The sequence below is a fragment of the Bradyrhizobium zhengyangense genome, assembly GCF_022012555.1.
Classification (GTDB): domain Bacteria; phylum Pseudomonadota; class Alphaproteobacteria; order Rhizobiales; family Xanthobacteraceae; genus Bradyrhizobium; species Bradyrhizobium zhengyangense.
In genome coordinates this window covers 80,278-102,303 of sequence record NZ_JAKLTZ010000010.1, presented here as the reverse complement: position 1 = coordinate 102,303, position 22,026 = coordinate 80,278, and the positions used below count along the sequence as shown (strand labels likewise).

The following is a 22,026-nucleotide window of genomic DNA, read 5'->3' as shown; positions in this document are numbered from 1 at the left end:
TAGTCCATTGACGGCGCAGGGAAAAGCCTGCCCGCGCGTCAGGGATCGAATGGCCTCTGTGCCCGCTAAAGCTCCGCTTTTCAAGCCCAATTAAGGGCTTGCACAGGATGCGATTTTAGGCCGAGACGGCTTGGCGGAGCTCGCCATGGCGCTCCCGGAACAGCTTGTCCTCCCAGGCCAGCGCGTGGGCCGCGATGGTCTCGAGGTCCTCGTATTGCGGCTTCCAGTCGAGCAGGCCGCGGATGCGGCTGGTGTCGGCGACCATGGTCATGATGTCGCCGGGCCGGCGCGGGGCGTATTGGACGGCGAAGCTGCGGCCCGACACCCGGCGCACGGCGTCGATGGTCTCCAGTACCGAATAGCCGCGGCCATAGCCGCAATTCAGCGTCGTCGAGGCGCCGCCGTTGCGCAAATAGGCCAGCGCCGAGCGGTGCGCTTGCGACAGGTCGGTGACGTGGATGAAGTCGCGAATGCAGCTGCCGTCGGGGGTCGGATAGTCGGTGCCGAACACGTCGATCTTGGCGCGCTGACCGGTCGCGGCCTCGACCGCGATCTTGAGCAGATGCGTGGCGCCGACGGTGGCAAGGCCGATGCGCGCCTGCGGATCGGCGCCGGCGACGTTGAAGTAGCGCAGGGTCACGTACTGCATGCCGTAGGCGGCGGCGACGTCGTGCAGCATGATCTCGGTCATCAGCTTCGACGAGCCGTAAGGCGACAGCGGCCGCGTCGGCGCGTGCTCGGGCACCGGCACCAGGTCGGGATTGCCGTAGACGGCGGCGGTCGAGGAGAAGATGAAGCGGCTGATGCCGCGCTTCACCGCGACGTTGAGCAAATTGCGCGCGGTCATGAAGTTGTTGCGGTAATAGCCGAGCGGATCGCGCATCGACTCCGGCACGACCACCGAGCCCGCGAAATGGATGATGCTCTCGATGTCGTGCTGGGCGATGACGCCTTCGACCAGGTTCTCGTCGCCGGCATCGCCGATGAACAGCGGCACGCCTTCGGGTAGATAGGTGGAGAAACCCGTGGAGAGATCGTCGATCACGACGACGTCCTCGCCGGCTTCCGCCAGCGCTAGGACCGTGTGACTTCCGATATAGCCGGCGCCGCCGGTGACTAGCACAGTCATGGTCTCACCCGTCATCGATCAACGCGCCAAGTTAACGTTTGCGCGGTGAAGAGGGGGTTTCGGCCCGGCTGAACTGGTCACTATGCTTAATGTTGCGTATAGGGGACGCACCAAACGGAGCATGACGTGGCGAATTCCCCGGACGATCTGCAAGTGATCGTGCCAAATCTGCACAGGCGCTATTCCGGGGTCACCGCGACCAACCGGATGGTGGCGCCGCGGCTGGCAAAGCTCTATCGCGCCGGCTGGTTCGGCTCCGATGCGCCGGAGGGGATTGCGCGGCTTGGCGTCGGCGATGTCCTGAAACTATGGCGCCGCAACAGGCCCATGATCTGGCACGCGCGGCGCAACAACGAGATGATCGTGGGCGTCTTGCTGCGCGCGCTGGGCTGGCCGTTCAAGCTGGTCTTCACCTCGGCGGGGCAGCGTCATCACACCTGGATCACGCGCTGGCTGCTCCGCCAGATGGACGCGATCATCGCGACCTCGGACATCTCCGCCTCGTTCCTGAAAGTGCAATCGACGGTAATCCCGCACGGCGTCGACACCGATGTCTACGCGCCTCCGGTCAATCGCGCCGCAGCGTTCGCGGAAAGCGGCTTGCCCGGCCGTTACGCCATCGGCTGCTTCGGCCGCGTCAGGGCGCAGAAGGGCACTGATGTGTTCGTCGATGCGATGTGCCTGACGCTGCCGCGCTATCCTGACTTCACGGCTGTCATCGTCGGCCAGGTCACGGCCGAACAGACGCCGTTTGCGAACGACCTGAAGAAGCGCATCGAGGCGGCTGGCCTGCAATCGCGCATCGTCATCACCGGCGAGCTTCCGATCGAAGAGGTGCAGCGCTGGTATCAGCGGCTGACGATCTACGCCTTCACCTCGCGCAACGAAGGTTTTGGCCTGACGCTGATCGAAGCGATGGCGACCGGCAGTGCGCTTGTTGCCGCGCGTGCAGGCGCCGCGACGCTGGTGGTCGAGGATGGCGTAAGCGGCGTGCTGATCCCGACCGGCGATGCGGAGGCGCTGGCGGCGGCGCTGGAACCGCTGATGCGCGACGTCGCTGCAGCGACGGCGATGGGCGAGCGGGGGCGCGCTCGGGTGCTCGAGAAGTTCAGCCTCGATGCCGAGGCGGTCCGGATCGGCGAGATCTATCGTCCGCTGCTCTGAGCCGCTTTTCCAAAAAGCGAAAACAACCCCATGCACAGTAGCCGGCGCAGATGGCTTGCCGGACGCGCACGGCCGAAATTCGAATTTTACAAAATTTGTTTGACCTGTCGGGCAAAACAGGTGTAGATTGACATCATCCCAAGATCACCGCCGACATTTCGCCGGCGCGCCGCGCACGCGAATTTCGGCAAACCCAATCGTCACGCTTTGATCAAGCCGGCATCTCGCGGCTAGACCTCTTCCGGGCCTTCTGCCGCAAGAAGCTGACCTCGAGCTCGTCGCCGTTGATGCGGTCGAGCTGGCATCGCCGATAGGCAAGGCCGGTCGAGGAAAGGAGAAGGAAGAACTCGGTCAGCGCCAGGCCCTCAATCGACGTCTCGATGCGAAGGGTGGCGTCGCTTTCCGATACGTCCTTGACCAGGCAGGGGCGGCGCCAGGTGCCGTCGATCGACATCATCTGCGCCGACAGCGGCCGCTCGAACGAAACGCGCTGGCTCTCGCGCTCTTTCTCCTTGAGCATGCCTACCGCTTCATCTGCGGCTGCGAATGCCGGCCCGCGAGTCCTGGCGCGGCATGCGGCACCGGATGAAGCCTGCGCTCGTAGGTGTCGGCAAGATCGAGCAGACGCTTCCGGGTGAACGGGTCCGCTTTCGCCGCGAGCTCGCGGATGTCTTGAGCGCGCCCTCTGATGAAGTCTTCGTCCATTGGCTTTTTCCCCTGAAGCGAGAGGATGCCAATTCTTCCCGAGGGTGTATCCAACATAAGTTAGGTTCGGCGCGACGTCCGGCAAAAGCCGTCGATCGCTCAGCTCTCAGCCTGCTTGCCAGCCTCGCTCAGCACCTGCTGCGCAATCCCCACCACGTCGCTTGCCGCGATGTCTCGCATGCAGCGATGATCGTTCATCTTGCAGACCGTGCTCTGGCAGGGCTGGCACGACAGCACGCTCTTGGTCTGCACGACCGTCGCGGCAAGGCCGTTCAATGGCGCCCAGAGATAGGGGCTGGTCGGGCCGAAAATGCCCATGGTGGGCGTGCCCAGTGCGGCCGCGATATGCATCAGGCCTGAATCGTTGGAGATGGCGACGCCGGCCGCCGCCATGGCGAGGACGCCGTTGCGCAAATCGTTGCCGGTGAGGTCGCGCACGCCGGGGCCACCAGCGGTCCCCGGGCCGCCGGCTGCGACGATCTCCTGCGCGAGGCCCTTTTCCGCGGGACCGCCGACCACCCAGACTTCGAGGCCGCGCGCGACCAGCAGGCGGGCGGCCTCCGGATAGGAGGTCCAGCGCTTTGATACCCCGACCGAACCAGGGGCGAGCGCCACGGCCGCGCCGGTGCTGAGGCTGTTGGCCTGGCGCCAGCGGGCGATCTCCTTAGGCGGAACCCGCAATTGCGGCACCGGCCATTCCGGGGGCAGCGGCGCGCCGTCCGGCTGCGCCAAAGCGGCATTCTCGTCGATGAAGCGGGGGAGCTTGCTCTCGCCCCAGCGCCATCGATTGATCAGTCCGAACCTGAATTCGCCGACCCAGCCGACCCGTTCGGGGATGCCGGCAAGCGTCGGCGCAATGGCGGCCTTCCAGGTGCGGGGCAGCACCAGGGCCGTGCCGTAGTTCCGCTCGCGCAGCAGCTTGGCCAGGCCGAACTGGCGGCGCAGCGCCAGGCGGCTGCGGGGCAGGTCCCAGACGATGCCGGCGCGCACGCCGGGCATGTAGTCGACCAGGGGAGCGCAAAGGGGCGTGGCGAGGAGATCCACCGGCCGGTTCGGCCATCGCTCCTTCAGGACCCTGACCACGGTGTGATTCCGGACGAAATCACCGATCCACATATAGGGGATGATCAGAATCGGGCGTGTGTCGCTCCGCTCCTCATTCCCGCCAAGATGCGAATCAATATTCATTCGTTAATTGGACCGCAATGCTCTCGATGTGGCGGTTCGGTAGCCGCTCCGGGCCCGCAGGTAAAGCCGGGAGAGGGCGAGTCCAAATGCGTCCGCCCAAAATGCTTACACTTTGGCAGATGATGCGCTACGGCAGGTATCGGGCCGCACAAGATCGGGCAGGGTGGTTGGAATGTTGCTGGTGACCGGCGGGGCCGGTTTTATCGGATCGAATGTCGTCGCTGCGCTCAACGATTCCGGCCGCGGCGACGTCGTGGTCTGCGACCTCCTCGGCAGCGACGGCAAGTGGCGCAATCTCGCCAAGCGACAGCTTGTGGATATCGTGCCTCCGGCCGAGCTCCCCGACTGGCTGAAGGGCCGCAAGCTGGATGCCGTGATCCATCTCGGGGCGATTTCCGAGACCACCGCGACCGACGGCGATCTCGTGATCGAGACCAATTTCCGCTTCTCGATGCGCCTCTTGGACTGGTGCACGGCGGGTGCGGTGCCGCTGATCTACGCGTCGTCGGCCGCGACCTATGGCGACGGTGCGGAAGGTTTTGACGACGATGCCTCGCTGGCGGCGTTGAAGAAGCTGCGGCCGATGAATCTCTATGGCTGGAGCAAGCAGCTGTTCGATCTCGCGGTCGCCGAGCGCGTCGCGCGGGCTGAGAAACTACCGCCGCAATGGGCCGGTCTGAAATTCTTCAACGTGTTCGGCCCCAACGAATACCACAAGGGCTCGATGATGAGCGTGCTGGCGCGCCGCTTCGACGACGTCAAGGCGGGCCGCGTGGTGCAGTTGTTCAAGTCGCATCGCGACGGCATCGCCGACGGTGACCAGCGCCGCGATTTCATCTATGTCGACGACGTCGTGCGCGTCATCCTGTGGCTGCTGGCGACGCCTGCTGTCTCCGGCCTCTTCAATGTCGGCACCGGCAAGGCGCGCAGCTTCAAGGACCTGATGCTGGCTGCCTATGCCGCGCTCGGCACAAGGCCTAACATCGACTATGTCGACATGCCCGAGCAGATCCGCGGTGCTTACCAGTATTTCACCGAGAGCAAGGTCGATCGTCTCCACCGCGCCGGCTATAACGGCGGCTTCACGACGCTCGAGGACGCGGTGAAGGCCTATGTCGGGGACTATCTCGACCGGCCCGACCGCTTCCGTTAAGGCCATTTGACCATGCCGACGCCGATTCTCGATTTCGATGCCCTCGCGCAAGCCATTTCCGGCCGCACGGTGCTGTGCATCGGCGACATCATGCTGGACGAGTTCGTCTATGGCGAGGTGTCGCGGATCTCGCCTGAGGCGCCGACCCCCGTCATCGCGGCCCAGCGCAGCGAGATCCATATCGGCGGCGCCGGCAACGTCGCGCGCAATATCGCTTCGCTCGGTGCGCGCTGCGTCTTCGTCGGCCTCGTCGGCGAGGACGATGCCGGCAGGCAGCTCGCCCTGGCATTGGCAGACTATGCCGGGATCGAAAGCGTGCTGGTGTGCGACCCGTCGCGGCCGACCACGCGAAAAGTCCGCTTCGTCTCCGAGCATTTTTCCACGCATATGCTGCGCGCGGACTGGGAGCAGGCGCTGGCTGCCTCCGATGAGGTCGAGACCAGGCTAATCGAGGCGATCCTGCCGCAGATCGCGCGCGCCGATATCGTGCTGCTGTCCGACTACGCCAAGGGCGTGCTGACCGCGCGCGTGATCCGCCACACCATCGATGCGGCACGCGCGGCCGGCAAGCCGGTGATCGTCGATCCGAAGAGCCTGAACTGGGCGATCTATCGCGGCGCCACGCTGCTCACGCCCAACCGAAAGGAATTCTCGGAAGCCACCCGCAGCCGCGCCGACACACCGCAGAGCATCGTCGATGCCGGCGAGGACGTGATGCGGCTCGCCGATTGCGAGGCGATCCTGGTCACGCAAGGCGAGCAGGGCATGACGCTGGTGCCGCGCCATGGCGAGGCCGTCCACGTTCCCGCCTTCCCGGTGAAGGTGCGCGACGTCTCCGGCGCGGGCGACACCGTCGCCGCCGCGCTCGCGGTGTCGATCGCGGCCGGCGCGGATTGGGATACGGCGCTGCGCGTCGCCAGTGCCGCGGCAGCGGTGGCGGTCGGCAAGCAGGGCACCGCCAGCGTCAGCGTCGATGAGCTGCGCCGAAAGATCCTGCCACATGCCACACTCGCGGCCGAGGAGAAGGTCGTCAGCGCGTCAGGTCACCTCGAGGCCCAGCTTGCCGAATGGAAGCGAGAGGGGCTGCGCGTCGGCTTCACCAATGGCTGCTTCGACATCCTGCATCCCGGCCACGTCAAGGTGCTGACCGCGGCGCGCGCAGCCTGCGACCGCCTCATTGTCGGGCTCAACAGCGACGCCTCGGTACGGCGGCTGAAGGGCGCCGATCGCCCGGTCCAGGACGAGCGGGCGCGCGCGGAGGTGCTGGCCGCGCTCGAAGCGGTCGATCTCGTCGTCATCTTCGAGGACGACACGCCAATCGACCTGATCAGGCGGATTACGCCGAGCGTGCTGGTCAAGGGCGGCGATTACACCCGCGAGCAGGTGGTCGGTCACGAGGTCGTCGAGGCCGCCGGGGGAACGGTCGTGCTGGTCGACATCCTCAAGGGATTCAGCACGACCGCGCTGGTCCATCGTGCGCGCGGAGGCACCGAGTGACGGCACTTGCAGGGGAGACGACCGCCCAGATGCTTTGGCGGCGTTTCCGCAGTCCGGCCGCCTGGAGCGAGACCGTCGACCTGTTCGCGATCCTCACGGTTGCCTCGCTGCCGTGGTCGACCTCGCTTGCGGCAATCTTCAACGCCGCGTTCCTGGTCTGCATGGTGCCGTTCCTCGACATCAGGGCATTCCTGCAATCGCTGACGCGACCGATCTGCGCGGCGCCGATTGCGCTGTTCGTGCTTGCGCTGGTGGGAACGCTGTGGTCGGACGCGGCCTGGGGCGCGCGCCTCTATGCGCTCAGTCCCACCGTCAAGCTGCTGGTGCTGCCCGTTTTGCTCTACCATTTCGAGCGCTCGTCGCGTGGAAACTGGATCTTCATCGCCTTCCTGGTCTCCTGCGCGCTGCTCTCGGTGATGTCGTGGCTGGTCGCTTTCTATCCCAATCTGACGCTTAAGCCGGACCATCTCGAGCGCGGCATCTTCGTCAAGAACTACATCGACCAGAGCCAGGAGTTCACGCTTTGCGCGGTCGCGCTGGCTTATCCGGTCGGGCTGCTGCTGCGCGAGAAGCGCTACTGGCTTGCCGGATTGCTGACGGCGCTGGCGCTGAGCTTCTTCGTCAACATGGTCTTCGTGGTGGTGTCGCGCACCGCGCTCGTCACCGTTCCGATCATGTTCGGCGTGTTCGCGCTGCTTCATTTGAGATGGCGCAGCATCGTGGTTATCTCCGTCGCCCTGATCGCCGGCGCTGCGATCGCCTGGCAAGCCTCTCCGCAATTGCGAAAGACCGCCGATAGGTTCGTCAGCGACTACACGCGCTACATGGAAAAGGGCGAGCCGACCTCGCTCGGCCTCCGGCTCGAATTCTGGCGGAAATCCCTCGGCTTCTTCGCGGAGGCACCGATCATGGGGCACGGCACCGGCTCGACGCGAGGCCTGTTCGAGCAGGCGAAAACGGGGAGTGGCGACCAAGCCTCGGCCGAAGTGATCGGCAATCCCCACAACCAGACGCTGAACGTCGCGGTGCAATGGGGCGTCATCGGCATTGCCGTTCTCTACGCGATCTGGACCCTCCATCTGCTCCTGTTTCGCGGCGACGGACTGGCCCATTGGATCGGCCTCCTGGTTGTCGTGCAGAACGTCTTCACCTCGCTGTTCAACTCCCATCTGTTCGACTTCCACGAGGGCTGGATGTACGTCATCGGCGTCGGTGTCGCCGGCGGCATGGTGATGCGGGCACGACGGGAGGCGGCGAAGGCGGGGGCAGGCGGTTCCTGAGCGACCCCGTTGCCGACATCCTCTGACTGGCAAGTCTTGTTGCTAGCAAGCCTTGTTGCTAGCAAGTCCTGCCGGGATGGGGTATCAGCGCGGTCAGGTTGCAGCTATTGGGATATTCATCGGCCGACGGATGACGCGTTTTTCGCATCTCACTTTGCGCAATTTCCTGATCGCGCTCCACGACCTGCTGGCGACCACGGCGGCGCTGTTTGCGGCCTTCTACCTGCGCTTCGAGGGTGGCGAGAACTTCTACGACCGCCTGCCGCTGCTGTTCCAGATCCTGCCGTACTTCCTCGCCTTCAGCGTGGTCGTGTTCTTCGTCCTCAACCTGACCACGACGAAATGGCGCTTCATCTCGCTGCCCGACGCGATGAACATCGTCCGCGTCGCGACCGTACTGACGGTGGCGCTGTTGGCGCTCGACTACATCTTCGTCGCGCCCAATGTCCGCGGCGCCTTTTTCCTCGGCAAAGCGACGATCGTCCTCTACTGGTTCCTCGAGATTTTCGCTCTCAGCGCCTTGCGCATGACCTACCGCTACTTCCGCTATACGCGGGTGCGGCGCCATGCCCGTACCGAAGACGCGGCCCCGACGCTGCTGATCGGCCGTGCCGCGGATGCCGAGGTACTCCTGCGCGGCATCGAGAGCGGCGCCATCAAGCGGATCTGGCCGGTCGGGGTGCTGTCGCCGTCGAGCGCCGATCGCGGGCAGTTCATACGCAGCGTGCCGGTGCTGGGCGGCATCGACGACATCGAGGACGTCGTCGCCGACTTCGCCAAGCGCAGCAAAGCGATCGCCCGCGTGGTGATGACGCCGTCTGCGTTTGAGCCGGAGGCGCATCCGGAATCCATCCTGATGCGGGCGCGCAGGCTAGGCGTGATCGTCAACCGCATGCCCTCGCTCGAGAGCGGCGACACGCCGCGGTTGACCGCCGTTGCGGTCGAGGACCTGCTGCTGCGGCCGAGCGAAAAGATCGACTATGCGCGCCTCGAAGCCCTGATCAGGGGCAAGGCGATGATCGTCACCGGAGGAGGCGGTTCGATCGGCTCGGAGATCTGCGAGCGCGTCGTCGCCTTCGGCGCCGCGCGCCTCTTGATCCTGGAGAATTCCGAACCGGCGCTCTATGCGATCACCGAAGCGCTCGCCGCTCACGGGGTCGGCGCTGCGATCGAGGGACGGATCGCCGACATTCGCGACCGCGAGCGCGTGATGCGCCTGATGGCCGAGTTCAAGCCAGATATCGTGTTCCACGCGGCAGCCCTCAAGCATGTGCCGATCCTCGAACGCGACTGGAGCGAGGGCGTCAAGACCAATATCTTCGGGTCGATCAACGTTGCCGATGCGGCGCTCGCCGCCGGCGCCGAAGCCATGGTCATGATCTCGACCGACAAGGCGATCGAGCCGGTGTCGATGCTGGGTCTCACCAAGCGTTTCGCCGAGATGTACTGCCAGGCGCTCGATCATGATCTTGCGGCAGGGACTGCCGGCGCCAAGCCGCCGATGCGGCTGATCTCCGTCCGGTTCGGCAATGTGCTGGCCTCGAACGGCTCGGTGGTGCCGAAGTTCAAGGCCCAGATCGAAGCCGGCGGACCTGTGACGGTGACGCATCCCGACATGGTCCGCTATTTCATGACCATCCGCGAGGCCTGCGACCTCGTCATCACGGCGGCGACGCATGCGCTCGGCACGCAGCGTCCCGATGTCTCGGTCTACGTGCTCAACATGGGCCAGCCGGTGAAGATCGTCGATCTCGCCGAACGCATGATCCGCCTCTCAGGCCTGCAACCCGGCTACGACATCGAGATCGTGTTCACGGGGACGCGGCCGGGCGAGCGGCTGCATGAAATCCTCTTTGCGTCGGAAGAGCCGACCCGCGAGATCGGTGTCGCCGGCATCATGGCGGCGCAGCCGAACGAGCCGCCGATGCAGACCCTGCGCAAATGGATCACGGCGCTCGATCAAGCCATCGCGCGCGACGATCGGGCGACCATCAGCGCCATCCTCAAAGATGCGGTCCCCGAGTTCGGGTCAACCGCGGCCTGAACATGAAGTCGCAAGGCCAGATCGTTGTCGCGAGCCAGCATTATCCGCCGGATACGAGCACGACTGCAGCGATCATGGCCGAGATCGCTTGCCGTCTCGCCTCCGAGCACGACGTCGTGGTGCTGTCGGGCTCGTCAGGTGCGCTGCCGGCCTCGCAGATCGGCCCGGACAAGCCGCGCGTCGTCGCCGTCAAGAACCGGATGGCGGGAAAGGCGGCGCTGGTCCGGCGCGGCATCTCCGAGCTGCTGTTCGTGCTGCGCATCTTCGTCGCGCTGCTGCGGCGCTTGCAGCGAGGTGACGTCGTGCTCACGGTCACTGCGCCGTTCATGCTGCCTTACGCAGTTGTGGCCGCGGCATGGCTCAAGGGCGCGCGCTCGGCGCTGATCTTGCACGATCTCTTTCCCGACGTGCTGGTGATGGCCGGTCTTCTGCGACCGCGCTCGCTCGTCGCGGGTATGATGCGCGCTGCCAACGGCCTGATGTTTCGCGCTCTCAATGCCGTCGTGACCATCGGGCGCGATGCGGAAGCGCCGCTGCTCGGCTATTCCGGCATGATGCGCAACAAGATCCGCTTCATCCCGAACTGGGCGACGCTGGTGCCGGCGGTGCGGACGGTGACGTCGGATAATCCGTTCCGCAAGCAGCTTGCGGCCCGCTTCGTCGTCGGGCTCTCGGGCAATCTCGGTTTCACCCACGATCCGGAGATCGTGTTCGAGGCGGCGCGCCTGCTGAAGGACGAGCCGGACATTGGCTTCCTGCTCTCCGGCTGGGGCATCGGCTTCGACCGGCTGAAGCAGTTGCAGGCCGAAGCCAACCTGCCCAATGTCTCGTTCGTGGCGCGGGTCGAAGATGCCGAGCTCGAGACGTTCCTGGTCGCGGCCGACCTCTGGATCATCCCGTACCGGAAGGACGTCGCCGGAGTGTCGGTGCCGAGCCGTTTCTATAATCTGCTGGCGGTCGGCCGGCCGGTTGCGCTGGTCTCGGAGGCGGAGTCGGAGGCGGCGTTGACGGTGGTGGAGAACGGGCTCGGCTGGGTGGTGCCGCCGGGCCGCGCCGATCAGCTCGCCACGGCGATCTGCGCGGCGTCCCGTTCCGACGATGGCGACATGGCGGCGCGTGCGGTAAAGGTGGCTGCAAGCTTCGACCGGGCGCGCGCGATGAACGACTATGCCGCGCTCATTGACGAATTGCTGCACCAACCCAACCTTTCGGAGCGAAGATGATCGAGCGGAAGCCGGTTGTGCTGGTGACGGGAGCGAGCGGCTTCGTCGGCCGCCATGTCGTTCCGATGTTGGCGCGTGACGGATGGTCGGTCCGCCGCGCGGTTCGCATGGCGGAAGGTCTCGATGGGGAGGTTGTCATTCCATCGATTGGGCCTGACACGGTCTGGCAGATGGCGCTTGCCGATGTCGATGCCGTCGTCCACCTTGCCGCACGCGTTCATCACAAGCGCGAAGAGCACGCGGCCGACCTTTACAGGATGATCAACAGCGCTGGCACGCTGCAACTGGCGCGCAGTGCAGCGGAGGCTGGTGTTGGCCAGTTTATCTTCATCAGTACGGTTCTTGTCCATGGCCGCAGCAACGCGGGTCGTGCGCCATTCAGCGAGGAGGATACCCTGACGCCCCATGGCGTCTACGGAATCTCGAAGGCTGAGGCGGAGGCGGGCCTGAAGGCGCTGGCGTCCGAGACCGACATGAAAATCTCAACGATCAGGCCGCCACTGGTCTACGGTGCCGGGGCGAAAGGCAATTTTGCCTTGCTGACACGTGCGGTCAGCTTGGGCTTTCCACTTCCCCTGGCCGATATCCATAATCAACGTGCCTTTGTGGCCGTACAGAATCTTTCGTCGTTCATTGCTTATCGACTTGCCCACCCGGATTCCAACAGCAATTTCGAGACCTTCCTGGTCGCGGACAAAGAGCAGATATCGACTCCAGAATTCATCTCGCGTCTTGCCAAAGCATCCGGCACCCATCCCAAGCTCTTTGGCATGTCGCCGGGATTGCTCCGCTCGTTTCTCAGCATCATCGGTCGACAAGAAACCTGTGACAGTCTGCTCGGTTCGCTCGAGCTCGACATCTCGAAGGCGATCGGTACCGGCTGGCGGCCTCAAGTCTCGTTGGACGAGGGTCTGCGGCTGGCGCTGGCGGCTCAGGACGCCTGAGGGCGGGAGAACCGCCGCAGCACGAAGGCGACCGCGAGCGCGCCTGCCAACAGCGCGATCAGCGTGACCGTCACCGAGCCGGCACGCACCGTGAGAAGCGCAAGTGCCGCCAGCACGAGGTTGAGAACAAATACGTCACCGACGACACGCGGAACCGAAAAACCGTTGTCGGTGGCGCGCTGGTAGAAATGCGAGCGATGCGCCGACCAGAACTGCTCGCGTCTTGCGATCCGCCGGAACAGCGTGATGGTGGAATCCGCGAGATAATAGGCCGGCAGCAGCAGCGCCGCGGCGGGTTGCCCGTGCCAGGCGAGCTCCAGCAGGCACCAGCCGAGCAGAAGGCCGATCGGCAGGCTGCCGACATCGCCCAGAAACACTTTTGCGACCGGCTTGTTGAACGGCGCAAAGCCGAGGATCGCGCCGCATAGGGCGGTTGCGACCAGCACCGCCGGCCAGGACAGGTCGCCGAGCAGGCCGAGCAGCATTAGCACTGCTGTGACCGGCACCACCTCCGCCACCGTCATCAGGTCGAGCCCGTCCATGAAGTTGACGAGGTTCACGAACCAGACGCCCGCGAGCAGGATCAGGCCGCGCTCTATCGTGAGCGGCAAAGCGGGCACAATGCGAGCGGTCTCGGGCGCGGTGAATACCACGGCGCCGACGCAGGCGGCCTGCAGCACGAGCCGCACCAGCACCGGCAGGGATACGATGTCGTCCGCGAAGCCGACCAGCGCGATCACGATGGTCGCAATCACCAGCGCCGGCGAGATCGCAACGCCCACCCACGCCGCCCAGGCGGAAGCGACGAGCAGCGTTGCTGCTATCACCGCGATGCCTGCACCCTGCGGTGTCGGGATGCGGTGCGAGGAGCGCGCGTTCGGCCGCGCCAGCGCGTAGCGCTGGAGCAAGGGGCGGCTGGTCCAGGTGATCACCGCCGAGATCAGAGCGGCGATCGCAATGGCGAGCAGTGACGGCACGATGGTGAGCGTCGTCACTCCGGAACCCCGAGCTGCGCCGAGCCCTGCGCGGCTTTCTCCGCGCTGAGGATCCAGACAAGGCCGCCGACGGCGCCGACGATGAAGACGACCGCGCCGAACAGCAGCGAGACGTTGACGCCTTCATTCGCGGCAAGTCCGGCGAAGCCGAAGGCCAGCCCCATGGTGGCCTCGCGCACGCCCCAGCCGGCGATCGAGATCGGCATCAGGGTGATCAGCATCACCGGCGGCACCAGCAGGAAGACCTGGGCGAAGCTGACCGGTGCTGCGATCGACTGCACCACGCACCAGGCGATGACGGCGGTGAGCACGTGAACGAGCAGCGACAGGATCGCCACCCTCGGTCCGCGCGTCGGGTTGAAGATGACGCGATTGGCGATCACGGCGCAGGCGTGGAGATGATGGGTCGCCCACCAGGTCTTCAGCCACGACCATCTCAGCGCGCCAAAGATCAGGAAGCCGATGCCGCCGGCGAGCGCGGCGAGGTCGACCAGCAACAGCGCCGAGCGGCCGTGCGGATCGGTGATCAGCTGATAGCTCCAGGGCAGGCTCGCGACGATGAGGATCGCCAGCGCGATCAGGCCGATCGCGCGATCGACGAAGATCGAATAGGTCGCCGCGCGCCATCCGGCGCCGGCGCGCGCGACCAGCCACAGTCGCACCGCGTCGCCGCCGATTGCGGACGGCAAGGTTTGGTTGAAGAACGAGCCGATCACGTTGTAGCGCATGGCGCGGGCGAGCTCGAGCGGCGCGCCGCATGCGGCGCTGACGTCGCGCCAGCGCAGCACGCCGACGAAGATCTGCAGGAATGTCACCGCGATCGCCATGCCGATCCAGAGCAGGCTGGACACGGTGAAGCGTGAAAACAGCTCGGTCAGGTCGACCTTGCGCAACGCCAGATAGAGCAGCGCCGCGGAGATCAGGATTTTGGCCGTCGACAGCAGGATTCGGCGCATCTCGCACGCATGAACAGGGGTTTGGCGAAGGTTGAGGTCACCCGACGCCAGGCGCCGAATTCGGCCGCTTTGGTATGGTTTTGGCGCCGATCTTGCAATAGCTCTGTTGAGCTCTCCTGCAATCGCCCTTGAGCTCCTGTGGGGGCTCTTTACCGTTAAAGTTGCTGGCTATTGCGGCCCCCTCGGGGCGACGTCTAAAGAGACTGATATTGTGGCGAAGCACGTCCTCGGGTTTGCTTTGGGAACAGGATGACGGATCAGGCGATTTTGGTCACGGGAGCCGCCGGCTTCATCGGCTTTCACGTCGCCCGGCAGCTCCTGGCCGAGGGCAGGCCTGTCGTCGGATTGGATAATCTCAACACCTATTATGATCCGGCGCTGAAGCAGGCGCGGCTGGCGCTGTTGCGGAGCGAACCCGATTTCTCCTTCGTTCAGGCCGATCTTGCCGATCGCGAGGCGATGGCGGCGCTGTTTGCGAGACATCGATTTGCCAAAGTCGTGCATCTGGCGGCCCAGGCCGGCGTCCGCTACTCGATCGACCAGCCCCACAGTTACGTCGATTCGAATCTCCAGGGCTTTCTCAACGTGCTGGAGGGCTGTCGGAACAACGGGTGTCGTCATCTTGTCTACGCCTCGTCATCCTCCGTTTACGGTGCGAACACGAAACTGCCGTTTTCCGTGCAGGACCGGACCGATCAACCCGTGAGCTTCTACGCTGCGACCAAGAAGGCGAACGAGGTGATGGCGCAGTCCTACAGCCATCTGTACCGGCTGCCGGTCACCGCCTTGCGCTTTTTCACCATCTACGGCCCATGGGGACGGCCTGATATGGCCATGTTTCTGTTCGTAAACGCCATCATGGCTGGCAAGCCGATCCGGCTCTTCAACCATGGCAGGATGCGCCGCGACTTTACCTATATCGACGACGTGACCCGTGTCGTGTCCAAACTGATCGATCTTGTGCCTGTGGACAATCCGGCTGCCGCAAATGCGCCGTCTCGAGTCTACAATGTCGGAAATCACCGCCCCGAAGAGCTGATGCATGTCGTCGGACTTCTGGAGCGGGAGCTGGGTCGGACGGCGATCAAAGAATTGCTGCCGATGCAGGCGGGAGATGTGGTGGAAACGTTCGCGGATGTCGAGGATTTGATGCGCGACACCGGCTTTGCACCGTCAACGCCGATCGAGCGCGGAGTCCACAATTTTGTCACCTGGTATCGCGACCACTACAAGGTTTGAAACGACGATGGACAAACGCATTATCCCCCTGATCATGTGCGGTGGTGCCGGCACGCGGCTGTGGCCGGCTTCGCGCGAGGTGCGCCCGAAGCAGTTCCTGCCGCTGTTCGGCACGCGCTCGACCTTCCAGGACACGCTGCTGCGTGTTTCAGATGCGTCGCTGTTCGACCGCCCGATCGTTATCACCAATGCGGCCTACCGCTTCATGGCGCTGGAGCAGCTCGCCGAGATCGGCATCGAGGCCGACGTGATCCTCGAGCCGATGCGCCGCGATTCCGGTCCGGCGATTGCCGCCGGCGCTGCATTCGCGCAAAACCGCACCAGTGAAGCGATCGTGCTGGCGCTCGCCGCCGATCACGTGGTGCAGGACAATGCCGCCTTCGTCGCGGCCTGCCGCGAGGGCCTCGTGGCTGCGAGCACGGGACGCATCGTCACCTTCGGCGTCAAGCCGGAGCGACCGGCGACCGAATACGGCTATATCAGCCCGGGCGAGGTGATCTCTGGCGAGGTGCACGCGGTCGCGCGCTTTGTCGAGAAGCCGGATGCGGTGAAGGCCGCGGATTACGTCAGTTCGGGCTATCTCTGGAACAGCGGCAACTTCATGTTCCCGGCGGCGCTGTTGCTCGACGAATATCGCAGGGTCGACGCGGCGAGCGTGGAGGCGGTCTCCAACGCGGTCACTAACGCCGGCCGCGATCTCGGCTTCGTGACGCTGGAGCCGCAGGCTTTTGGCGCGGCGAAGGCGATCTCGATCGACTACGCCGTGATGGAAAAGACCTCGCGCGCGGCGGTCGTGCCGGTGTCGTGCGGCTGGTCCGACGTCGGCTCCTGGCGCGCGGTGTGGGAATTGTCCGACAAGGACGCGCAAGGCAATGCGGCCCACGGCACTGCCGTGTTCGAGGATTCACACAACTGCAACGTCACGACCGACCATGCACTGGTGGCGCTCGAAGGCGTCGACGATCTCGTCGTCGTCGCGACCGCGGACGCGGTGCTGGTCTCGCGGCAGAAGGATGCCAACGGGCTGAAGCGTCTCGTCACCAAGCTGAAAGCCGTCGCGCCGAAGGTCACCGAGGAGCATCTCAAGGTGCATCGTCCCTGGGGCAGCTACCAGTCGGTCGACAATGGCGAGCGCCACCAGGTCAAGCGCATCGTCGTGAAGCCGGGCGGGCGTCTGTCGCTGCAGAAGCATCACCATCGCGCCGAGCACTGGATCGTCGTCCGCGGTGCAGCCCGCGTCACCGTCAACGAGACCGTGAAGACGGTGCATGAAAACGAGTCCATCTACATCCCGATGGGCGCCGTCCACCGGATGGAGAACCCCGGTAAAATCATGCTGGAACTGATCGAGGTCCAGACCGGGTCCTATCTCGGGGAAGACGACATCATCCGGATTGAAGACGACTATCAAAGGTCGTAACCAGCGAACTCCGAATCACGTGATCCGGGCGTGAAAAGCCTGCTTTCTGCGGCCTAAGGCCCGGAGAACGTGTAACTTTTTGAATCAAATCGTGTCCGGGCAGTTTGGCCGGCATTCGCCACGTCTGTGGCACCCGTGCTAGAAGCGGCCCGGGGATTTGCGTTGAATCGGGGTTTGCTCAAATGAGTTCCATGGGGTCACAACCGGCAAAGGCCGGCTTTCGCGTCGGCGTCATCGGCGCCGGCGTGATGGGCAGCAACCATGCGCGGGTGCTCGCCGGTCTGCCTGGCGTCAGCCTGGTCGGCGTGGTCGATCCTTCGCCGGCGCATCGCGCGCGGGCGACCGAGCTTGCCAGTTGCAACAGCTTCGAGACGCTCGACCAGCTCCTCGCGGAGGGCGTCGATGCCGTCACCATCGCAGCGCCGACCCATCTGCATCACGAGGTCGCGCTTGCCTGCATCGCCAAGAACATCCACGTGCTGGTCGAGAAGCCGATCGCCTCCACGGTGGATGAGGGCCGCGACATCGTCGCCGCCGCGCAAAAGGCCGGCGTCACGCTGATGGTCGGTCATGTCGAGCGCTTCAATCCGGCCGTTGCCGCGGTAAAGCAGGCCATCGCGGGCGAGGACATTCTCTCTATCGCGATCACGCGCGTCGGCCCGTTCCCCCCGCGCATGTCCAATGTCGGCGTCGTCATTGACCTCGCCGTGCACGACATCGATCTGATCCGCTGGTTCACCGAATCCGACATCGTCGAGGTGCAGCCGCAGCTGTCGAGCGCAGTCGCCGAGCGCGAGGACATCGCGCTACTCCAGTTCCGCACCGCCAATGGTGTGCTTGCCCACATCAACACCAACTGGCTGACGCCGTTCAAGGCGCGCAGCGTCACGGTCGCGACCCGCGGCAAATACGTGATGGGCGATCTATTGACGCGCCAGGTCACCGAATGCTTCGGCTTCAAGCCTGATGGCAGCTACTCGATGCGGCATCTGCCCGTCGGCCATGACGAGCCGCTGCGGGCCGAGCTGATCGCCTTCCTCAAGGCGGTGCGCAATGGCGAGACCCCTGCGGTCACCGGTGATGAAGGCGTCGCCAGCCTCGAGATCGCGACGCAGTGCCTTGAGACGCCGTCACGGCCCGCAGCAACGTCGCCCGCCCGCAAGGCCCCGCGCCGCGTCGCCGGCTAACACCCATTCCATGTCGACCAGGCAAGAAGGCGCCAAAAACCAGACCATGAACCAGCATCTGCGTTCCGAACCCATTCCCTTCATCGACGTCGCCTCGCAGCGCGTCCGGCTTGGCGCCTCGCTCGATGCGGCCGTCAAGCGCGTGATGGACCATTGCCAGTTCGTCAATGGCCCTGAAGTTTTCGAGCTCGAGAAGCAGCTTGCGGCCTATTGCGGCGCCAAGCACGTGGTGACCTGCTCCAACGGCACCGATGCGCTGCTGATGGTGCTGATGGCGAGGAACGTCGGGCCCGGCGATGCCGTGATGTGTCCCTCCTTCACCTTCATTGCGACCGCCTCGCCCGCGGCAAGGACCGGCGCGACGCCTGTCTATGTCGACGTCGATGAGACGACTTTCAACATGGACCCGGAGTCGCTCAAGCACGGCATTGCGGCCGCGCGCAAGGCCGGCCTGAAGCCTGTCGCGGTCATTCCGGTCGATCTGTTCGGACAGCCTGCCGACCACGATGCCATCGCCGATATCGCCGCGGCCGAAGGCCTCTTCATCATCGACGACGCCGCGCAAGGTTTTGGCGCCAGCTACAAGGGTCGCAAGCTCGGCACCTTCGGGCTCGCCACCACGACCAGCTTCTTCCCGGCGAAGCCGCTCGGCTGCTTCGGCGACGGCGGTGCGATTCTGACCGATGACGACGAGCTGGCGGCGACCCTGCGCAGCATCCGCGTGCACGGGCAGGGCGTCGACAAATACGACAATATCCGCCTCGGCCTCACCGGCCGGCTCGACACCATGCAGGCCGCGATCCTGATCGAGAAGCTGAAGATTTTTGACGACGAGATCGCCGCCCGCAACAGGGTCGCCGAGCGCTACGCGCGGGGCCTCTCCAACGTGGTCACGGTGCCGCGGCTGGCGCCGGGCAACACCTCGGTCTGGGCGCAGTACACGATCCGCCTGCCTGAAGGTACCGACCGCGACGGCTTCGCCGCTGCGCTGAAGGCCCAGGGCGTGCCGACCGCGGTCTATTACGGCAAGTCGATGCATCAGCAGTCCGCCTATAAGCAGTATCCGGTCGCCGAGGGCGGCCTGCCTGGCTGCGAGAGCCTGTCGCAGGACGTCATCAGCCTGCCGATGCACGCCTATCTGACCGTAGCCGATCAGGAGCGGGTCATCGCCGCCGTGCGCGGCGCGCTCGCGGGGTGATTTCTTCCCCTCTCCCCTTGTGGGAGAGGGTGGCTCGCCGCGTCAGTGGCGAGACGGGTGAGGGGTCTCTCTCCGTGCGGAAAGCTGAGAGAGACCCCTCACCCGATTGAGTTTGTATCTACCTGCGGCGCTGCCCTCTCCCACAAGGGGAGAGGGCACAGCAATCCGCATCGGAGGCCGAGCCCTCGTCTTTTTTGATCACGTCAAACTTCAAAGCCTTATCGTCAGGCTGATAGGTCTCTAAAACAGACGCATGCTCGGGCGCATTTTCACGGTCGGTGGTTACACGCTGCTCTCGCGGTTGACGGGGTTCGCCCGCGACATCATGCTCGCGGCGATCCTCGGCGCCGGCCCTGTGGCCGACGCCTTTTTCGTGGCGCTGCGGCTGCCCAATCATTTCCGCGCGATCTTTGCCGAGGGCGCCTTCAACGCCGCCTGGGTGCCGGCCTATGCGCATGTCCATGGCGAGAAGGGGGAGGGGGCGGCACACCTGTTCGCCGACCGCATCTTCACGCTGCTGCTCGCCTCGCAGGTGGTGCTGCTGATCGTCGCCTGGCTGTTCATGCCTCAGGCCATGAGCATTCTGGCGCCGGGCTTTTCCGAGGATGCCGAGCAGCGCAAGCTCGCGATCGAGCTGACCCGGATCACCTTTCCCTATCTGCTGCTGATCACGCTGGTGACGCTCTATGGCGGCATGCTCAACGTGATGCAGCGCTTTGCCAGCGCGGCGGCTGCGTCGATCTTCCTCAACGTCGCGATGATGATGACGCTGGCGGTTGCCGTCTGGTTTCCGACCGCGGGCCATGCCGCGGCCTGGGGCGTCCTGATCTCGGGCTTCCTGCAGTATTTCCTGCTGGCCGGCGATCTCGCGCTTCATGGCGGCTTGCCTCGCTTTGCGCCGCTCAAGCTCGATGAAGACGTCCGCAGCTTCTTCAAGGCGCTGGGTCCCGCGACGCTGGGCTCGATGGGTACGCAGGTTGCGCTGTTCGCCGACACCATCATCGCCACCTTCCTGCCTGCAGGCGCGCTGTCGGCGCTGTACTATGCGGACCGTCTCAATCAATTGCCGATCGGCGTCATCGGCATTGCCATCGGCACGGTGCTGCTGCCGGAGATGTCGAAACGGATCACGGCCGACGACCATGACGGCGCGATGAAGGCGCAGCGCCGCGCTTTCGATTTCACGCTGCTGTTCTCGATCCCGTTCGTCGCGGCCTTTCTCACCGTGCCCGACGAGATCATGCGCGCGCTGTTCGCCCGCGGTGCGTTCTCCAAGGCCGATGCGGTTGCCGCCGGCGGCACGCTTGCGGCCTATGCCATCGGCCTCATTCCGTTCGTGCTGATCCGCAGCGCGGTCGCGACCTTCTACGCGCGCAAGGATACCGCAACGCCGGTCCGCGCGTCGCTGACCGGCATTGCCGTCAACGTCGCACTGAAGGTGGCCTTGATGGGATCGCTGGCCCAGATCGGCCTTGCGCTCGCGACGGCCGTCGGCGTCTGGACCAATCTCATGTTGGTGCTGTTCTTCGCCGTGCGGCGCGGCTTTCTCGTGCTCGACCGGGCGTGGCTGATGTCACTCGGCAAATTCCTGCTGACCGGGATTATCCTCGCGGCTGCGTTCTGGCTGATCGCACGTGTCAGCGGACCTTCGCTAGGTGCGATGCGCTTCCACGATGAAGTGACTCTGGTGCTGTTGGCCGTCGGGGGCACCATCGTTTACGCGCTCGCGGTCCTCGTGCTGTTCGGCCGCAGATGGCTCGTCTCGCTGGTGCGCGGCTAGGCGCGAGCGAATGGCCGGCCTTCAACTCGCCAGTTTTCTCTCCTTGGCGAACGGGCTGAGACCGAGCCAGGTTTGCATCGAGGATGCGATTTGCCGGTCGCCGGTCAGAATCATCCGACGATTGCCCACGGCCGCCCGGACCGTGTCGAGCCCCATCCAGATTGCGGTCATGCTGCGCAGATCGACGGAAATATAGAGGTCGACGTCAAATCCGGGATCGACCGAGCACAGATCGACGCCTTCCTCGGGATCGACGATCAGCCACCAATGTCGTTGGGTCGCTGAAAGCTCGGGATAGACAAACTGAATGATGTTTCGCCGCCTGGGCATCGGCGTTGGATTCAGATTTCGCCGCATATCCCACATCAGCAGTTGAACGTCGAGGTGTTGGAGCGACAGGTCGGCCTTGATCCGGCGTTGGCCCCAGATTCCAAATCCTTCGACGATTGGAGTGAGTTCACGTCCCGCCGGCGTCAGCCGATATTCATGGACGCCAGGCTCCGAAACCAATGCTTCCCGCGCCACAATCCCCGCAGACTCGAGATCCTTGAGCCGCTGGGATAGCAGTGCGGGCGACATTCGGGGGACACCACGGCGCAGATCGTTGAACCGCGTCGAGCCGGCGATCAGCTCTCGCAGTAGCACCACAGTCCAGCGTGTACACAAAACCTCGGCGGCCATTGCGACGGGACAGAACTGCTTGTAGCTGCCAGCAGCCATGTTCTCTCTCCTTGTGGACCATTTGCGAACGTACTGCGGAATTCGCTCGGGCTTCCAGTTCAAAATCTGTACCGGCATCGATTCAGTTCGTGAACTAGTGGCGCGCAGAAGGCCCTTGCTAACCCTCAGCAATGCGGACTTGGACCGCTCCACCGGGCTTAAAGGGCCGTCGCGATGCGTCGGCCAGGAGCCTTATGGCGTCAA

At 64.6% G+C, this 22,026-nt stretch carries 19 protein-coding genes; 12 read left to right on the top strand and 7 right to left on the bottom strand.

The features are described 5' to 3' along the window. Positions 1-115 precede the first annotated feature (115 nt). On the bottom strand, positions 116-1,129 hold the full coding sequence (gene galE, locus L6639_RS30325; RefSeq protein ID WP_237865035.1) for a UDP-glucose 4-epimerase GalE: 1,014 nt from the start codon (positions 1,127-1,129) through the stop codon (positions 116-118). A gap of 126 nt (positions 1,130-1,255) precedes the next feature. On the opposite strand from galE, the gene L6639_RS30320 reads away from it, so the two are divergent. Then, positions 1,256-2,293, top strand: coding sequence for a glycosyltransferase family 4 protein (locus L6639_RS30320; protein ID WP_237865034.1), 1,038 nt, complete (start codon positions 1,256-1,258; stop codon positions 2,291-2,293). A gap of 211 nt (positions 2,294-2,504) precedes the next feature. Here the strand turns inward: L6639_RS30320 and L6639_RS30315 are convergent, their stop codons facing one another. The 3 genes from L6639_RS30315 to waaF all read right to left on the bottom strand — a co-directional run bounded on the left by L6639_RS30315 (position 2,505) and on the right by waaF (position 4,186). After that, entirely contained in the window at positions 2,505-2,813 is a 309-nt protein-coding gene (locus L6639_RS30315; protein ID WP_237865033.1) for a PilZ domain-containing protein, read from the bottom strand. Positions 2,814-2,815: 2 nt separating this feature from the next. Further along, on the bottom strand, positions 2,816-2,998 hold the full coding sequence (locus tag L6639_RS30310) for a hypothetical protein (RefSeq protein ID WP_237865032.1): 183 nt from the start codon (positions 2,996-2,998) through the stop codon (positions 2,816-2,818). A 99-nt stretch (positions 2,999-3,097) separates the two neighbouring features. Continuing rightward, positions 3,098-4,186: a lipopolysaccharide heptosyltransferase II gene (gene waaF, locus L6639_RS30305; protein WP_237865031.1), complete on the bottom strand. Its 1,089-nt coding sequence runs from the start codon at positions 4,184-4,186 to the stop codon at positions 3,098-3,100. 172 nt (positions 4,187-4,358) lie between these two features. On the opposite strand from waaF, the gene rfaD reads away from it, so the two are divergent. The 6 genes from rfaD to L6639_RS30275 all read left to right on the top strand — a co-directional run bounded on the left by rfaD (position 4,359) and on the right by L6639_RS30275 (position 12,327). Next, positions 4,359-5,339, top strand: a complete 981-nt coding sequence (gene rfaD, locus L6639_RS30300) for an ADP-glyceromanno-heptose 6-epimerase (RefSeq protein WP_237865030.1) — start codon at positions 4,359-4,361, stop codon at positions 5,337-5,339. A gap of 12 nt (positions 5,340-5,351) precedes the next feature. After that, complete coding sequence (rfaE1, locus tag L6639_RS30295) at positions 5,352-6,836, top strand: D-glycero-beta-D-manno-heptose-7-phosphate kinase (RefSeq protein ID WP_237865029.1); 1,485 nt, start codon at positions 5,352-5,354, stop codon at positions 6,834-6,836. Further along, positions 6,833-8,116 (top strand): O-antigen ligase family protein, encoded by a 1,284-nt coding sequence (locus L6639_RS30290; protein ID WP_237865027.1) that lies wholly within the window; start codon positions 6,833-6,835, stop codon positions 8,114-8,116. The genes rfaE1 and L6639_RS30290 overlap by 4 nt, the downstream gene beginning before the upstream one ends. A 130-nt stretch (positions 8,117-8,246) precedes the next feature. Further along, entirely contained in the window at positions 8,247-10,160 is a 1,914-nt protein-coding gene (locus L6639_RS30285; RefSeq protein WP_237865025.1) for an SDR family NAD(P)-dependent oxidoreductase, read from the top strand. Positions 10,161-10,162: 2 nt separating this feature from the next. Then, entirely contained in the window at positions 10,163-11,383 is a 1,221-nt protein-coding gene (locus tag L6639_RS30280) for a glycosyltransferase family 4 protein (RefSeq protein ID WP_237865024.1), read from the top strand. Then, the gene (locus L6639_RS30275) at positions 11,380-12,327 is read left to right on the top strand and encodes an NAD-dependent epimerase/dehydratase family protein (protein ID WP_237865023.1); all 948 of its coding nucleotides are present in this window, start codon (positions 11,380-11,382) and stop codon (positions 12,325-12,327) included. The genes L6639_RS30280 and L6639_RS30275 overlap by 4 nt, the downstream gene beginning before the upstream one ends. On the opposite strand, the gene L6639_RS30270 is transcribed toward L6639_RS30275, so the two are convergent. Beyond that, positions 12,315-13,322 (bottom strand): MraY family glycosyltransferase, encoded by a 1,008-nt coding sequence (locus L6639_RS30270; RefSeq protein WP_237865022.1) that lies wholly within the window; start codon positions 13,320-13,322, stop codon positions 12,315-12,317. The genes L6639_RS30275 and L6639_RS30270 overlap by 13 nt on opposite strands. Next, positions 13,319-14,278 carry a lysylphosphatidylglycerol synthase transmembrane domain-containing protein gene (locus tag L6639_RS30265; protein WP_237865021.1) on the bottom strand — a complete coding sequence of 320 codons (960 nt, stop codon included), beginning with the start codon at positions 14,276-14,278 and terminating at the stop codon, positions 13,319-13,321. The genes L6639_RS30270 and L6639_RS30265 overlap by 4 nt, the downstream gene beginning before the upstream one ends. Before the next feature lie 249 nt (positions 14,279-14,527). On the opposite strand from L6639_RS30265, the gene L6639_RS30260 reads away from it, so the two are divergent. From L6639_RS30260 to murJ, 5 genes are all read left to right on the top strand, one after another. Next, positions 14,528-15,517 (top strand): NAD-dependent epimerase, encoded by a 990-nt coding sequence (locus L6639_RS30260; RefSeq protein ID WP_237865020.1) that lies wholly within the window; start codon positions 14,528-14,530, stop codon positions 15,515-15,517. Between the two features lie 7 nt (positions 15,518-15,524). Then, positions 15,525-16,937 (top strand): mannose-1-phosphate guanylyltransferase/mannose-6-phosphate isomerase, encoded by a 1,413-nt coding sequence (locus tag L6639_RS30255; protein WP_237865019.1) that lies wholly within the window; start codon positions 15,525-15,527, stop codon positions 16,935-16,937. A gap of 182 nt (positions 16,938-17,119) precedes the next feature. Continuing rightward, complete coding sequence (locus L6639_RS30250) at positions 17,120-18,124, top strand: Gfo/Idh/MocA family protein (protein WP_237865018.1); 1,005 nt, start codon at positions 17,120-17,122, stop codon at positions 18,122-18,124. Positions 18,125-18,134: 10 nt separating this feature from the next. Beyond that, positions 18,135-19,322, top strand: coding sequence for a DegT/DnrJ/EryC1/StrS family aminotransferase (locus L6639_RS30245; protein ID WP_237865017.1), 1,188 nt, complete (start codon positions 18,135-18,137; stop codon positions 19,320-19,322). 253 nt (positions 19,323-19,575) lie between these two features. Then, on the top strand, positions 19,576-21,102 hold the full coding sequence (gene murJ / locus L6639_RS30240) for a murein biosynthesis integral membrane protein MurJ (RefSeq protein WP_237865016.1): 1,527 nt from the start codon (positions 19,576-19,578) through the stop codon (positions 21,100-21,102). Positions 21,103-21,123: 21 nt separating this feature from the next. Here the strand turns inward: murJ and L6639_RS30235 are convergent, their stop codons facing one another. Continuing rightward, positions 21,124-21,822, bottom strand: coding sequence for a winged helix-turn-helix transcriptional regulator (locus L6639_RS30235; RefSeq protein ID WP_237865015.1), 699 nt, complete (start codon positions 21,820-21,822; stop codon positions 21,124-21,126). Positions 21,823-22,026: the final 204 nt, after the last annotated feature.

What these genes read in the sequence shown, in the direction of transcription:
- galE (WP_237865035.1), bottom strand. Translation starts at nt 1,129, where the DNA reads ATGACTGTGCTAGTCACCGGCGGCGCCGGCTATATCGGAAGTCACACG.
- L6639_RS30315 (WP_237865033.1), bottom strand. Translation starts at nt 2,813, where the DNA reads ATGCTCAAGGAGAAAGAGCGCGAGAGCCAGCGCGTTTCGTTCGAGCGG.
- L6639_RS30310 (WP_237865032.1), bottom strand. Translation starts at nt 2,998, where the DNA reads ATGGACGAAGACTTCATCAGAGGGCGCGCTCAAGACATCCGCGAGCTC.
- waaF (WP_237865031.1), bottom strand. Translation starts at nt 4,186, where the DNA reads ATGAATATTGATTCGCATCTTGGCGGGAATGAGGAGCGGAGCGACACA.
- rfaD (WP_237865030.1), top strand. Translation starts at nt 4,359, where the DNA reads ATGTTGCTGGTGACCGGCGGGGCCGGTTTTATCGGATCGAATGTCGTC.
- rfaE1 (WP_237865029.1), top strand. Translation starts at nt 5,352, where the DNA reads ATGCCGACGCCGATTCTCGATTTCGATGCCCTCGCGCAAGCCATTTCC.
- L6639_RS30285 (WP_237865025.1), top strand. Translation starts at nt 8,247, where the DNA reads ATGACGCGTTTTTCGCATCTCACTTTGCGCAATTTCCTGATCGCGCTC.
- L6639_RS30280 (WP_237865024.1), top strand. Translation starts at nt 10,163, where the DNA reads ATGAAGTCGCAAGGCCAGATCGTTGTCGCGAGCCAGCATTATCCGCCG.
- L6639_RS30275 (WP_237865023.1), top strand. Translation starts at nt 11,380, where the DNA reads ATGATCGAGCGGAAGCCGGTTGTGCTGGTGACGGGAGCGAGCGGCTTC.
- L6639_RS30265 (WP_237865021.1), bottom strand. Translation starts at nt 14,278, where the DNA reads ATGCGCCGAATCCTGCTGTCGACGGCCAAAATCCTGATCTCCGCGGCG.
- L6639_RS30260 (WP_237865020.1), top strand. Translation starts at nt 14,528, where the DNA reads ATGACGGATCAGGCGATTTTGGTCACGGGAGCCGCCGGCTTCATCGGC.
- L6639_RS30255 (WP_237865019.1), top strand. Translation starts at nt 15,525, where the DNA reads ATGGACAAACGCATTATCCCCCTGATCATGTGCGGTGGTGCCGGCACG.
- L6639_RS30250 (WP_237865018.1), top strand. Translation starts at nt 17,120, where the DNA reads ATGAGTTCCATGGGGTCACAACCGGCAAAGGCCGGCTTTCGCGTCGGC.
- L6639_RS30245 (WP_237865017.1), top strand. Translation starts at nt 18,135, where the DNA reads ATGTCGACCAGGCAAGAAGGCGCCAAAAACCAGACCATGAACCAGCAT.
- murJ (WP_237865016.1), top strand. Translation starts at nt 19,576, where the DNA reads ATGCTCGGGCGCATTTTCACGGTCGGTGGTTACACGCTGCTCTCGCGG.
- L6639_RS30235 (WP_237865015.1), bottom strand. Translation starts at nt 21,822, where the DNA reads ATGGCTGCTGGCAGCTACAAGCAGTTCTGTCCCGTCGCAATGGCCGCC.